This window comes from Nonomuraea marmarensis (assembly GCF_043197025.1).
Classification (GTDB): domain Bacteria; phylum Actinomycetota; class Actinomycetes; order Streptosporangiales; family Streptosporangiaceae; genus Nonomuraea; species Nonomuraea marmarensis.
Window position 1 is genome coordinate 31,763 of sequence record NZ_JBICRM010000015.1, and the last position, 13,391, is coordinate 45,153.

Below are 13,391 nucleotides of genomic sequence, written 5' to 3' on the forward strand. Positions count from 1 at the left end.
TGACCCACCCTGCTTCTAGAACGTCGTTCTAGGCAAGGGAATCACGTGAAGGTCACGTCTCGATTGCGCCCCCTTGACGCGCGTCGGTGGCCATTCGTACGTTCGGGCAAACGTTTAGGAAACTTTCCTAATTCATCAGGAGCCCCCCATGACCCACCCGGGCGAGATCACACGGCGTCAGCTGCTCCGCCGCATCGGCATGACCGCGTTCGTCGCCGGTCCCGGCGCGGGCTTGTTGAGCGCCTGCGCCACCGCCGGCACCGGAGGCGAGCCCTCGGCCGCGCCGTCCACGTCGATCGCGGCCTCCGCGGATGCGAAGAACCCGTTCGGCGTCGACGCCAAGAAGCCGCTCGAAGTGGTCATCTTCAGCGGCGGGTACGGCGACGCGTACGCCAAGGACCTGCACGAGGAGCTCTACAAGAAGGCGTTCCCCGGCGTGTCGATCAAGCACAACGCCACCCAGCAGATCGGCACCCAGCTCCGCCCGCGCTTCGTCGGCGGCGACGTCCCCGACGTGCTCAACAACTCCGGCCCGGAGTCGATGGACCTGGCGGCGCTGGCGGCGGAGGGGCACCTGGCCGACCTGAGCGTGTTGTTCGACGCGCCCTCGATCGACGACCCGGCCAAGAAGGTCCGCGACACCGTCACGCCCGCCGTGATCGACAACGCCAAGATCAACGGCAGGGACCTGGTGCTGAACTACACCGTGTCCCACCGCGCGCTCTGGTACAACGCCAAGCTGTTCGCGACCAAGGGCTGGGCGCTGCCGAAGACGTGGGCCGAGTTCACGGCGCTGGGAGACACGGCGAAGCAGGAGGGCATCCTGCTCTTCGCGTACCCGGGGCAGAAGGGCCCGTACTACCAGCTCTGGAACGTCCTCTACACCGCCGCCAAGATCGGCGGCAACCAGGTCATCATCGACATCGACAACCTGGTCGACAACGCCTGGAACGCCGAGCCGATGAGGCAGGCGGTCACCGCCTGGGTGGACATTCAGACGAAATATGGCGACAAAGCGTACTTCGGCCTCGACCACACCCAGACCCAGGTCAAGCAGCTCCAGAACGAGCTCCTGTTCTATCCTGTCGGCTCCTGGGTCGAGAACGAGATGGCCAAGGACAAGCCGGCGGACTTCGAATACGCCATCGCCCCCATTCCCGACGTCACCGCGGCCGACAAGATGGCGTACGGCGCCATCCAGGTCGGCGTCGGCGAGAACTTCGTCGTCGCGGCCAAGGGCAAGAACCCGCAGGGCGGACTCGAATACCTGCGCATCATGTTGTCCCAGGAAGGCGCGCGGGGATTCACCGAGAAGACCAAGAACCTCACTGCGGTGAACGGCGCCGCCACGGGCCTCGACCTGCCCGCCGGCCTGGTGAGCGCCGCCAAGGCCCAGGACGCGGCCGGCCAGAACATCATCACCGACGCGCGTTTCGAGGGCTGGTACAAGGAGCTGTTCGACTACGGCACCGAGCAGATCAACGTGGTCATGGCCGGCCGCATCACCCCGGAGAAGTTCTGCGCCAACATGCAGAAGAAGGCCGACGGCATCAAGCAGGACGACGCGGTCGCCAAGCAGACGCGGAGCCAGTAAGCACATGGAGCGGTTGCGCAAGTACGGGTTCGTCGCCGGATTTCTCATCGTCCCGCTCACGCTCTATTCGGTCTTCGTCATCAGCCCCTACATCCAGGCGTTCCAGCTCTCGCTGACGAGCTGGAACGGATACAGCTCGATCGTCCGGTACGTGGGGCTGGACAACTTCGGCCGGTTGTTCGAGGACGAGGTGTTCTGGCAGGCCCTGCGTAATCACGCGATCCTGCTGCTCGTGCTGCCGCTCGCGACGATCGTCATCGCGTTGTTCCTGTCCTTCCTGCTGAATCTCGGCGGGGGCACGCGCGGGGCCGGAATGAGGGGAGTCTGGGGGTCGAGGTTCTACCGGGTGGTGTTCTTCTTCCCCCAGGTCCTCGCCGTGGCCGTGGTCGGGGTGCTCTTCCAGGCCATTTACCGGCCGGACGAGGACGGGGTCATCAACGGGGCGCTGGCCCGGCTCGGCATCGAACCCGTCGGCTGGCTCATCGAGCCGGGACTGGCGCTCTGGTCGGTCATCGCGGTGATGGTCTGGCAGGGCGTCGGGTTCTATGTCGTGCTGTTCTCGGCGGGTATGGCCGCCATTCCCAAGGACTATTTCGAGGCGGCGGCGATAGACGGGGCGGGCCGCCTGCGGCTGTTCTTCTCGATCACGTTGCCGCTGCTGCGGGACACCATCCAGGTCGGCTGGATCTATCTGGGGATCGCGGCCTTCGACGGGTTCGCGCTGATCCAGGTGCTGGTGGGGGACAAAGGAGAGCCCGACGGGGCCACCACCATTCTTCCGATCACCATCTACAAGAACGCCTTCTCCTATCAGAAGGTCGGTTACGCGTCCGCGATGGGCGTGGCGCTGTTCTTCCTGACCGTGACATTCGCCGTGCTGACATTGCGTACGACCAGGCGTGAGAGGGTTGAGCTGTAGAAATGGCCTCGCGTGACATGGGCAGGCCGCGGCCGAGCGTGCTCAGTGGGCTCTCGCACGTGGCGCTGGCCGTCTGGGCGCTGCTGATCATCCTGCCGCTGCTGTGGACGTTCCTGGCGTCGTTCAAGAACAACACCGAGATCTTCGGCGACCCGCTACAACTACCCGGGGCGCTGCGGCTCGACTCGTGGGGTCGGGCGTGGGACAAGGCGCACATCGGGCAGTACATGCTCAACACGGTCATCGTCGTCTTCTTCGGGACGGCGGGCACGATGGTGTTCGGGTCGATGGCGGCGTACGTACTGGCTCGGTATCAGTTCTTCGGCCATAAGCTGATTTATTACTATTTTGTGGCCGGTTTGGCGTTTCCGGTCTTCCTGGCGCTGGGGCCGCTCTTCTTCGTCGTCCAGCAGGTCGGCCTGTTGAACTCCCATTTCGGCCTCGTCCTCGTATATATCGCCTATTCCCTCCCGTTCACCGTCTTCTTTTTAGCGGCATTTTTCCGGACGTTGCCGGAAGCCGTCGCCGAAGCCGCCACGATCGACGGCGCCTCCCACACTCGCACGTTCTTCCAGATCATGGTCCCCATGGCCAAGCCCGGCCTGATCAGCATCACCATCTTCAACATCCTGGGCCAGTGGAACCAGTACCTCCTGCCGCTCGTGCTCCTGGCCGGCGACCCGGACAAATGGGTCCTCACTCAAGGAATAGCGAAAATATCCACTTTGGCGGGATATGAAGCGGACTGGCCGGGATTGTTCGCAGCGTTGAGCATGACGATCCTGCCCGTCATGGTCATTTACATCATCTTCCAGCGCCAGATCCAGTCGGGGCTCAGCTCCGGCGCGCTGAAGTAACGTGGCCCCATGGATATCGAAGGCAAGCTCAACGACCTGCCCGAATGGCGGCTAGAGGGCAACGAGATCCGGCGCTCGGTCACCGCGCCCGACTTCCCCGCCGCCATCCGCATCGTCGACGAGATCGCGGTGAGGGCCGAGGAGCTCAACCACCACCCCGACATCGACATCCGCTGGCGTACCCTGCACCTGGCCCTGACCACCCACGACCAGGGCGGACTCACCGACCGCGACTTCACGCTGGCCGCCCTGATCGACGACATCGCGGCGAAACACGGCGCCTGAGGCGAATACTCACCGTATCCGGCCGATCACTCGTTAGAGTGGGTGCCCTCTTGGAGCTCAAACCATGGGGGGTCTTATGCGCGTGCCCGCATTCCTGCTCATCCTGTTGACCGCAGCCGGCGCCGGGGGGTGTGCGGGTCCTCCCGCCCCGCTCCAGAACGCCCCCGCTCCCGCCGAGCGATCTTCTGACGGCGCGATCACGCTGTCCGGCGGCGGCGAGTTCACCGCGTCCGACACTGGGACCGGCACTGGAGCCATCGCCTACGACCGCAGGCTGGCCCCGAAGGGGTCCCAGGCCAGCCTCACCACCGAGTCCACCGGGAACAAGACCCGCACCTCGCTCGTCGTCGAGGGGCTGCTCCCCAGGCGCCACTACGGCGCCCACCTGCACGCCAAGGCCTGCGGCAAGAAGCCGGACGACTCAGGCCCCCACTATCAGCACCATGCCGGCCAGATCAACCCGGACAGCGAGGTCTGGCTCGACGTCACCACCAACGACGACGGCGCGGGCCGCTCCACGGCCCGCCACGACTGGGCGCTCGACCCGGCCAAGCTGCCGGGCTCGCTCGTGATCCACGCCCAGCCCACCAAGACCTCAGGCCCCCAAGTCGGTACGGCCGGAGCCCGCATAGCCTGCCTGACCCTCAAGAAGTCGTCATGAGCGGTAGATAATCTGGGGCATAATTACACAATTACATAGCGGAGGTATGAGGACTCGTGACCAGCCGCCAGTGGCAGCCGCCCCGGTTACGGTTGTTCGAAGACGCGCACCGCCGGGCGACCTGGCTCGAGCTGCTCTACGACCTGGTCTTCGTCGTGGCCGTCGCCGAGCTGGCCGACGTGCTCGCCGGGGGCGCCGATCTCGGCCGGGTCCTCACGTTCGTGGGGCTGTTCGTACCGGTCTGGTGGGCTTGGGCGGGATACGTCTTCTATGCCAACAGGTTCGACACGGACGACGTCAGCCACCGGCTCCTCGCGTTGCCGCAGATCCTGGCGGTCGCGACCATGGCGGCGAGCGTGGGGGATATCGGGGAGCGTTCCGGACTTTTCGCCATCTCGTATGTCGTGGCCAGAGTGCTGCTGATCGTGGCTTATGTTCGGGTCGGTCGCCACGTACCCGAGGCCAGGCCGCTGACCGTGCGCTATGCCGCCGGGTTCACCGTGGCCGCGCTCATCTGGCTGGCCTCGCTCGCCGTGGACCCGCCGCAGCGGTACGCGTTCTGGGCCGTCGCCCTCGTGATCGACCTCGCCACGCCCCTGCTCGCCCGTCGGTACCAGGGCAAGTTGCCGCCGCAGAGCGAGCACCTGCCCGAGCGTTTCGGGCTGTTCGTGGTGATCGTGCTCGGGGAGGTCGTCGCCGCGGTCGTCATCGGGCTCAAGGGTCACGACGTCACGCCGGGCACGTTGCTGATCGCCCTGGCCGGGGTGGCGATCGCGATGGGATTCTGGTGGTTGTACTTCGGCCACATCGACGAGTCCGTCGTGCTCCGTACCCAACTGGCCGGGCAGGTGTGGGTCTATTCGCATCTGCCGCTCTCGCTGGGCCTGGTGGCGTTCGGGATCGGGATCGAGCACGCGATCGCGCACCCGTCCGCCACCAGTTGGTCCGTCGGGGTGCCGGCCGCGCTGGTGCTCGCCGTACTCGGTCTGCAGCACCTGTGCTCGCGCGACCGCCGCGCGGGTGCCATCCGCCTGAGTGCCGCCGCGCTCACGCTGGCCGCGTCCGCGCTGCCGGTCGCGGCGGCGTTGCCGCTCATCCTGCTGTTCGGGGCGGCGCAGGTGGCCTATGACCTGTCCCGCCCGCTTCCCGAAGGGGCCGCATGACCATCAAGGACGTGTTCGACCGCCAGCTGGCCGCCATCGCCGACCAGGACCTGGAGGCCCTGCTCGGCCAATACCACGAGGACGCCACGGTCGTCCGCTTCGACCGCGTCGCCAGGGGCCCCGCCGAGATCAGGCAACTGTTCACCGCGTACCTGTCGGCGAAGCCCCAGGTGGAGGAGATCGTCTCGCTCCAGACGACCGACGACGTGATCTTCTACAACGCATTGATGACCATCGGCGCGAACCACGTCACGACCTTCGGCACCCTGGTGGTCAAGGACGGCAGGATCTGGCGCCAGACGGCGGCCGCGCTCCCGCTCAGCTGATCACGGCCGCCATCGGCTGCCACGGCGCCGCATCGAAGATCAGCATGATCGTGGTGATCTTCCCGTCCTGGAGCCGGAAGTGCTCCGCCGTGCGCTGGGTCCCGGCGGGCGTTGCCGTGTGCACGTCGTAGACCAGCGTCGCCTCCGACTCCCCGTACAGCTCGCTGATCAGCTCCACCCCGGTCACCACCTGCAGGAAGCCCTCCAGCCCCGCCAGGTGCCCGGTGCGGTCGGCGGAGGAGATGAACGGGCTCCTGAACGAGAACTCCTCGGCCAGCAGTGCCGCCGCGGCGGCGACGTCACCGCGGAACCGGGCGTCGTGATAACCCCGGACGACCTCTCTCGTGCTCATCGTTCGGTCACCTCCTGAGCGCTCAGGTGCTCGGCCAGTTGCCGCTGGTTCTCGGCCAGCCGCAGGCACAGGTGCCGCAACGTGGTCAGCTCCTCCGCCGAGAACCCCCTGAACATCGCCGCCATGGCGAGTTGCGAAGGTTTCCTGAACGCCTCGATCCAGGCCCGCCCGTCCTGGGTGATCTGCGCCAGCACCGAGCGCCGGTCACGCCGGTCGGGCACCCGCCGCACGAGTCCGTCCCGTTCGAGGGTGTCGACGAGACCGGTGACGTTCCTGGAGCTCACGCCCGCCGACTGGGCCAGCTCGCCGATGCTGACGCCGTCCTCGCCTGCCGAGCTCAGGCGGAGCAGCAGGTCCATCGCCCCCGAGCTGAGCCCGCGGCCCTCGCTGCCGTGGGAGCGCATCCGTTCGACGGCCTGAAACGCGGTGCGGACGGCGGCCGCGGCCTCGAACGCGAGCGTGCCGTCACCTCCGGCGAACTCTGACATGGCCGCCCTCGCCCGAGGATCGAAGAGCAACCCGGCTGAATCATGTTCCATCTTCATAATGAAGCAGCACTTTATTACGTACTTCCAGATTGCGCAAAGAGGCCCGTGCCGACAGGGGGCACGGGCCTCTGGAGGTGGTGTTCAGGCGTGCTGCGCGGGGATCGTGCCGAGCTTGCCGGCCTGGAAGTCCTCGAAGGCCTGGACCAGCTCGTCGCGGGTGTTCATGACGAACGGCCCGTAGTGCGCGACCGGCTCGCCGATGGGCTCGCCGCCCAGGATGATCACTTCGAGCGCGTCCTTGGCCGAGATCGTGATGCTCTCGCCGGACGTGGCGAGCCCCGGCCGGTTCCCGAACCCCTCGAACACCGCAAGCTGCCCATCATGGAACGGCCGCCGCTCAGCCCCTGCCGTCCCTCTTCCTGACAGCACGTACGCGAGCGCGTTGAAGTCCTTCCGCCACGGCAGGATCAGCCGCGCACCGGGGGAGACGGTGGCGTGCAGCAGCGTGATCGGCGTCTGCGTGCTCCCGGGCCCGACGTTCCCGGCGAGATCCCCCGCGATGAGCCGCACCAGCGCCCCACCGTCATGACTGCTCAGCAGCGTGACGCTAGAGCTCCCGATGTCCTGATATTTCGGGGTAATCATCTTTTTGGCCCCCGGCAGGTTCACCCACAACTGGATCCCGTGAAACAGCCCGCCCTGCTGCACCAGCCACTCAGGAGGCGCTTCTTTGTGAAGAATTCCGGACCCGGCGGTCATCCACTGCGTGTCCCCGTTGGTGATCGTGCCACCCCCACCGTTGGAGTCGAGGTGATCGATCACGCCGTCGATCATGTAGGTGACGGTCTCGAACCCCCGGTGCGGATGCCACGGCGTGCCCTTCGGCTCGCCCGCCGCGTAGTCCACCTCACCCATCTGGTCCATCATCACGAACGGGTCAAGATACTCGGGTTTGATCGCCGCGAGGGCTCTACGGACAGGGAAGCCCTCCCCCTCGAACCCGCTGGGCGCGGTCTCGACGGCGAGCACCTTACGCTCGGGACTCCCGGCCGCGGGCTCGGGGAGACGTGGGAGGCTGAGCGGGTTCTCTACGGTCACGGCAGGCATGTCGCGCTCCTTCCAGCGGATCTGCCCGACTCAACTCGATTTACTTTTCAACTATTCCGCGCCGCTCACTCACCCGCATAGAGCCGTTCCAGATCCACCAGCTGAACCCGCCCGCCGCTCTTCGCGGCGGCCTCCTCCAGCGCGGGCATGAACCCGGTGCCGCTGAAGAGCGTGATGACCTTGGGCTCCTGGTCACGGGCTTTCAGGATGGCCGCGATCTTCTCCATGCGTTCCAGATGGGCCATCCCCACCACGTCGCCCCACTTCGCCTCGCCGATGGCCAGGAGGTTCCCGTCGGGGTCGAATGAGACGAGATCGACCTCGTGGCTGTTGCGGGAAGCAGGGTCGTGAACGACACCTGACAGAACCCGTATGGCCATGCCGCCGAGCGTCTCGTCGGCCGCCATGTCATGTGTCCAGGTTCTGCACATGTGCTCGAAGACCGGCCCTGCCACAGCGCTGCGAAAGCGAGGCTGGGCTCCCTTCCAGATGCGCTCGGTCCGGCCTGGGCGCACCTGTTCGAGCTGGGCGTACATCGGCCTCATAACCGAGTGGTAGAAGCGGACCAGCGGCTCGGTGATTCGGTACGCCGAGCGGTTCTGCCGGAACGCGTCCGGCTCGACGGTGAGGAGCCCCGCGTCCGCGAGGACGGTCAGATGGTGGGAGATGTCCGTCGCCTTGCGCTCGATCCTGCTCGCGATGGAACCCCGGGTGCAGTTCCCCTCGGCGACCGCGGCGAGCACGGTGTGATAGGCGCCGGTGTCCCTGAGCGTCGGATCTTCTGCCAGGAGGGCCCTGACCTCCCGGAACAGCGGGCTCGCCGGGCTGAGGACGTGCTCGATCACCCAGTCGTCGAAGTCCGCCACAGACGCGGGCACGACGCCCCGGAGGAACTCCGACTTGTAGGCGGGCGTCCCGCCCACGATGAGATAGACCAGCGCGGCGAGCCGCGGGTCATCCACTCCCCAGAACTCCCTGGCCGCCCGGAAGTCGAAGGTCGGCACGATCATCTCCAGGGCCGCCCGGCCGCGGAGCGGGGCGTTTCCCATCAGGAGATTGCCCATGAATGAAATCGACGACCCGCAGAGCAGGATCCGCGCACGGGACCGGAGGCGTTCCCTGCGCCGCGGGGACAACGCTCGCTGGATCAGCGAGGGCAGTTCGTGTGTCCCGTGCACCAGATAGGGAAACTCGTCGAGGACCACGGGAGCCGGGCGGTCGTTGCCCAATGCGAGCAGGGCATCGATGGCCTCATCCCAGTCCGCGAAGCGAATCGTCCCAGGTGAGCCGACATGCCGCCCCATCGCGTCACCGAGCTGCCTGAGCGCCTCCGCACGCGACAGGACCTCGGTCGCCGCGTAGTAGAAGCCTCCGGTGGCCTCGCACAGAGCCTCCAGGAGGAATGTCTTTCCCTGGCGTCGTCGGCCCGACACGATGCCGAGGCTGGCGCCCGGCTGCTCGTCCAAGACGAACCTGGTGAGCTGAGTCCACTCCCACGTGCGGTCGAACATGTCGGCAGGCTTTGGAAGATGCATGGCGGCCTCCTTTAGGAGTCCAATTATAAGGAGTGGACTCCTAAAAGGGGATCGATTTCAGGGACTCTTGACCAGGGTGAACGCGCCCCGTGCCAGCGCGATGAGTTCCTGGGTCACTGGCCCGGCGTCGAACGGCGCGGTCGGGTTGACCGCCATCGCCGTCACCACGTACGTCCTGCCGCCCGCCGTGCGGGCGAGGAAGCTCACGTCGAGCAGGCCCGGCTCCGAGCCGCCCTTGTGCCACACCGTCGGCCACTGGTCACTGGGCAGCCCGAGCCCGGCGTTGTTGATGGACAACACCTCGCCGATCCGCCGGTCGGGCGACTTCGCCAGCCGCGCATAGATCTGGCAGACGTCGGCGGGTGAGCCGAACCACTCGAGCGTGTCCAGCTCGCGCGGCGCGGTCCACGCCTTGATGCCGGACAGCGGCACCTTGGCGACGACCTTGTCCAGGTAATCCCGCTTCTTCGCGGTGCTCAGCGACAGGTACCGCTTGGCGTGCCGGGGATAGTCGGCCCCCTTGAGCACGAACAGCTCCCTCGTCGTCAGGAACGGCACGTTGCGCTTATCGTGGCCGCCCCACGCCCGCATCGTGCGCTCGACCGCCTTGCGGCCCGCCTGGTGGATCAGCAGGTCCGTGGCCGTGTTGTCGCTGATGGAGATCATCAGTTTGGCGGCCTCCAGCACGGACACCTTGCTGCCGTCGGGCCGGTCCTGGAGTTGTCCGCTCGGCAGGCTCTTCAGCTCCGCCGTGATCGTGAGCTGGGTGTCCCAGTCGAACGCGCCGCTCCGGATGCGCTCGGCCACGGCGCCCAGCACGTACAACTTGAACATGGACCCTAGCGGGCGCGCCTGGCCGGCGGCGAGCGTGTGCGCGGGACGGCAGTCGCCGCTCTTGGTCAGCTCGGCCGCGAGGAAGCCCGCCTGCGGGGCCGCCTCGCGCAGCCGTTCGTCCAGCTCGGTCCAGCTCTTGGGAGCGGGCGGGCGGAACTGCAGGCCGTTGATCAGGCCCGCGCCGTCCACCAAGAGCATGACCTCGTACGGCGCCTCGCCCGCCACGACCAGGGCGACCAGCGACCTGTCCTGAGCCTGCGTCAGCCGCTCCAGCCGCATGCCCTGGTAGCCGGCCAGGACCTGGTTGATCTGGGCGGCGGGAATCGCCTGGAGGAAGTCGGCGGCGAAGTGCTGCGTCAGCTCGTTCTCCGGGATCGGCGGGCGGGCGGCGGCGTCGAGCAGCCAGCGCAACTGCCGGCCTGCGGGCGTGTCGGGGATCTCGGGCGCGGCGACGGCGGTGGCGGCTCGTGGTGTGGCCTGCGCGGGAACGGGTTGACCCACGCAGGCCGTCAGCGTGACCGCCACCGAGGCCGCCGCCAGGACTCGGACAGGCTTGGACGGGGTGTTCATGGCAGGACTCCTCGCATCAGGCTTGTTGTGCTTTCCAGGCAATCGCCCGCGAGGGGCCGCGAACCACCAAGCAGGCCGCCGTTCCGCAGGTGGGGATGGCCGTAGGAAATATGCGGATAACCTCATAGACGCCCTCGGGATCGCCCATGACGATGGAGACTTATGAGTTCCAGGCTGATGGCCGGGCTGCTGGCGGTGATCGCGGCCGGGGGTGTCGTGGCCGGCGCGCTCATGGAGAGCGGCCTGCCTGCCCCGGCGACGCAGTGGGCGTTCATCGTGCCCGGCCTGACCCTGCCCGCGCTGGGCTGGTTGCTGGTGTCCAGGCGTCCCGACATCCGCTACGGCTGGCTGCTCCTGGCCTGCGGGCTCAGCCTCGGGATCGTCACCCTCGGCATCGGCCTGTCCGTACGCACCGGGCAATCGAACCTCCTCTCCTCCGCGTCCGCCGTGTACTACGGCCTGACCTGGATCTTCGTCCCGCTGCTCTTCCCCGACGGGCGGCTGCCCTCGCGCCGGTGGCGTGCCGTCGCGTGGATCTCGGGCCTCGCGATCGCGGCGCACACCACCGGGCTCGCGATGATGGGTTTCGCCCCGCAGGCGGTGCCGGGCTCGCCGTTGTCGAGCGCCGGGATCGTCGGAGCGCTCATGGGCGCGCTCGGGCAGCTCGTCACGTGGATCATGGCGGCGATCGTGTTCTGCGGGCTCGTGGTCCGCTGGCGGCGCAGCGCGCGGGCCGAGCGCGGGCAGTACGCCTGGATGGTCGGGGGCACGGCCGTGACCCTGGCGGGGGGTGTGCTGCTGTTGTTGTTCGGCTCGGAGTTGTCGGTGTTCTCGATGCTCGGGGTGGTGACGATGCTGGGCTCGCTGCCCACCGCCATCGGGGTGGCGATCGTACGGCACCGGCTGTTCGACATCCGGATCGTCATCAGGGGATCGCGGTTGCACCTGGTGTTCGACGTACGGCCGACGGTTGACGAGGTGTTGTCCGAGCTCGGCACGGCACTGGAGCACACGCCCGAGCCGGTGGAGCAACTGGGCAAGCTGGCTGCGGCCGTACGTGCCGGGCTGGAGACCAGGTGGGCGGCCGTGACGCTCGCGGACGGGCCACGCGTGGTCGCGGGCAGGGAGGAGGGCCAGGCCGTGCTGACGGTGCCGGTACGCGGCGGGCACATCGAATGCGGCCCCAGGGATGCCGGCCCGCTGACCCGCGAGGACCGGCGGCTCCTGGAGGCGCTGGCGGTGCCCGCCGGCCTGGCCATCCAGAGCGCCGGCCTGGTCACCCGCCTGGTCAACGCCCAGGAGGCCGAACGCCGGCGCATCGAACGCAACATCCACGACGGCGTACAACAACAACTCGTCGCCCTCATCGCGGGACTGGAGCTGGCCCGCGCCACGGGAGCGGGCCCCGACATGCTCGCCCACCTGCGCGAACAGGCCCGTCAGACGCTCACCGACCTGCGCGAGCTGGCGGCCGGCATCCATCCGTCGTCGCTCAGCCAGGGCGGCCTGGTGGAGGCCGTGGAGGAACGTTGTTCCCGCCTGCCCGTGCGCACCACGGTGACGTCGTCCCCTTCGTTGCGGGCGAGGCGCTTCCCGGACGAGATCGAGGGGGCGATGTACTTCACGGTGAGCGAGGCCGTGGCCAACGCGCTGAAGCACGCGGGCGCGGCCAACATAGAGGTACGCCTGTCGCAGTCGGAAGGCCGGCTGCGGGCCACGGTCGCCGACGACGGGAAGGGCTTCGACCCGTCGGCCACCGGCCGCAGGGGACTGGCGATGTTGTCCGACCGGCTGGACGCCCTCGGCGGCGGCCTGGTGGTCGACGGCGAGCAGAGGAAGGGGACACGGATCAACGCGTGGGTGCCGGTCGATGAGTGAGTGCATCCGTACGGTGGTGGCCGACGACCATTACCTCGTGCGCGAAGGAACCCGCCAATTGCTTGAAATGTCGGGCGAGGTATCGGTCGTGGGCGCGGTCGGCAACGCCGACGAACTCCTGGACGCCGTCCGCAGACTCGCCCCCGACGTCGTGATCACCGACATCCGGATGCCCGGCGGGGAATGGCGGCAGGGCTTCGAGGGCATAGACGCCGCCCACCGCATCCGTTCTGCGCATCCTGGGGTCGGGGTAGTGGTGCTGTCGCAGTTCGCGGACGCGTTGTTTGCGTTCGAGCTGTTCAAGCACGGTACGGAGGGTTACGCGTATTTGCTCAAGGACCGGGTGGGGGACCTGGACGAGTTGCTGGGCGCGATCAGAGCGGTCGCCTCGGGCGGCTCGGTCATCGACCCCAAGGTCGTGGAGGGGCTCCTGGCCAGGCGTGACGTACGCGGTCAGCGGGAGGCGTTGACCGCACGGGAGCGGGACGTGCTCGGGGAGATGGCGCACGGCCGCTCGAACTCGGCCATCGCCAGGGCACTGCACCTGTCGATCTCCTCGGTGGAGAAGAACGTCAACGCCATCTTCACCAAGCTCGGCCTGGAGAACAGCGGCGACGTGCATCGGCGAGTGGCCGCAGTCCTCGCCTACCTGGGCCCCGATTAGCCCTAGTTCGTCCCCAACTGCATGGGTCTCCGCAAAGAGGGCGCTCCGCGTTTCTGCGGCTTCGGGTTAGCTTGTGTGGGGGAGCCAAGCTCCCGCACGCCCCCTTGCCGGGCGGCCTACCGGCCCCCGGACCCCCGGAGCGTGGGCTGAGTACCGCA

Annotated in this window: 14 protein-coding genes; 9 read left to right on the forward strand and 5 right to left on the reverse strand. The window is 67.6% G+C overall.

All coding sequences use genetic code 11. From position 1 onward, the window contains the following. Positions 1-148 precede the first annotated feature (148 nt). From ngcE to ACFLIM_RS24430, 7 genes are all read left to right on the forward strand, one after another. The gene (gene ngcE / locus ACFLIM_RS24400) at positions 149-1,594 is read left to right on the forward strand and encodes an N-acetylglucosamine/diacetylchitobiose ABC transporter substrate-binding protein (RefSeq protein ID WP_393169111.1); all 1,446 of its coding nucleotides are present in this window, start codon (positions 149-151) and stop codon (positions 1,592-1,594) included. 4 nt (positions 1,595-1,598) lie between these two features. Next, the gene (locus ACFLIM_RS24405; protein ID WP_393169113.1) at positions 1,599-2,513 is read left to right on the forward strand and encodes a carbohydrate ABC transporter permease; all 915 of its coding nucleotides are present in this window, start codon (positions 1,599-1,601) and stop codon (positions 2,511-2,513) included. A gap of 59 nt (positions 2,514-2,572) precedes the next feature. After that, positions 2,573-3,370, forward strand: coding sequence for a carbohydrate ABC transporter permease (locus ACFLIM_RS24410; RefSeq protein WP_393169115.1), 798 nt, complete (start codon positions 2,573-2,575; stop codon positions 3,368-3,370). Positions 3,371-3,379: 9 nt separating this feature from the next. Then, positions 3,380-3,655, forward strand: a complete 276-nt coding sequence (locus tag ACFLIM_RS24415; RefSeq protein ID WP_393169117.1) for a 4a-hydroxytetrahydrobiopterin dehydratase — start codon at positions 3,380-3,382, stop codon at positions 3,653-3,655. A 76-nt stretch (positions 3,656-3,731) separates the two neighbouring features. Then, positions 3,732-4,316, forward strand: a complete 585-nt coding sequence (locus ACFLIM_RS24420; RefSeq protein WP_393169118.1) for a superoxide dismutase family protein — start codon at positions 3,732-3,734, stop codon at positions 4,314-4,316. Between the two features lie 56 nt (positions 4,317-4,372). Further along, complete coding sequence (locus ACFLIM_RS24425; protein WP_393169120.1) at positions 4,373-5,479, forward strand: low temperature requirement protein A; 1,107 nt, start codon at positions 4,373-4,375, stop codon at positions 5,477-5,479. Beyond that, positions 5,476-5,805 (forward strand): nuclear transport factor 2 family protein, encoded by a 330-nt coding sequence (locus ACFLIM_RS24430; RefSeq protein WP_393169122.1) that lies wholly within the window; start codon positions 5,476-5,478, stop codon positions 5,803-5,805. Before ACFLIM_RS24425 ends, ACFLIM_RS24430 begins: the two co-directional genes overlap by 4 nt. On the opposite strand, the gene ACFLIM_RS24435 is transcribed toward ACFLIM_RS24430, so the two are convergent. The 5 genes from ACFLIM_RS24435 to ACFLIM_RS24455 form a co-directional block, all read right to left on the reverse strand. After that, on the reverse strand, positions 5,798-6,157 hold the full coding sequence (locus ACFLIM_RS24435) for a nuclear transport factor 2 family protein (RefSeq protein ID WP_393169124.1): 360 nt from the start codon (positions 6,155-6,157) through the stop codon (positions 5,798-5,800). The two genes, ACFLIM_RS24430 and ACFLIM_RS24435, sit on opposite strands and share 8 nt — an antisense overlap. Beyond that, a complete protein-coding gene (locus tag ACFLIM_RS24440) occupies positions 6,154-6,696 on the reverse strand; it encodes a MarR family winged helix-turn-helix transcriptional regulator (protein WP_393169126.1) in 543 nt (180 codons plus the stop codon). Before ACFLIM_RS24440 ends, ACFLIM_RS24435 begins: the two co-directional genes overlap by 4 nt. Positions 6,697-6,786: 90 nt before the next feature. Beyond that, positions 6,787-7,752 carry a pirin family protein gene (locus ACFLIM_RS24445; protein ID WP_393169128.1) on the reverse strand — a complete coding sequence of 322 codons (966 nt, stop codon included), beginning with the start codon at positions 7,750-7,752 and terminating at the stop codon, positions 6,787-6,789. 65 nt (positions 7,753-7,817) lie between these two features. Then, positions 7,818-9,287: an AAA family ATPase gene (locus ACFLIM_RS24450; RefSeq protein WP_393169129.1), complete on the reverse strand. Its 1,470-nt coding sequence runs from the start codon at positions 9,285-9,287 to the stop codon at positions 7,818-7,820. A 57-nt stretch (positions 9,288-9,344) separates the two neighbouring features. Beyond that, entirely contained in the window at positions 9,345-10,691 is a 1,347-nt protein-coding gene (locus ACFLIM_RS24455; RefSeq protein ID WP_393169131.1) for a serine hydrolase, read from the reverse strand. A 162-nt stretch (positions 10,692-10,853) separates the two neighbouring features. On the opposite strand from ACFLIM_RS24455, the gene ACFLIM_RS24460 reads away from it, so the two are divergent. Further along, positions 10,854-12,569, forward strand: coding sequence for a sensor histidine kinase (locus tag ACFLIM_RS24460; RefSeq protein ID WP_393169133.1), 1,716 nt, complete (start codon positions 10,854-10,856; stop codon positions 12,567-12,569). Next, on the forward strand, positions 12,562-13,233 hold the full coding sequence (locus tag ACFLIM_RS24465) for a response regulator transcription factor (protein ID WP_393169135.1): 672 nt from the start codon (positions 12,562-12,564) through the stop codon (positions 13,231-13,233). The genes ACFLIM_RS24460 and ACFLIM_RS24465 overlap by 8 nt, the downstream gene beginning before the upstream one ends. Positions 13,234-13,391 lie beyond the last annotated feature (158 nt).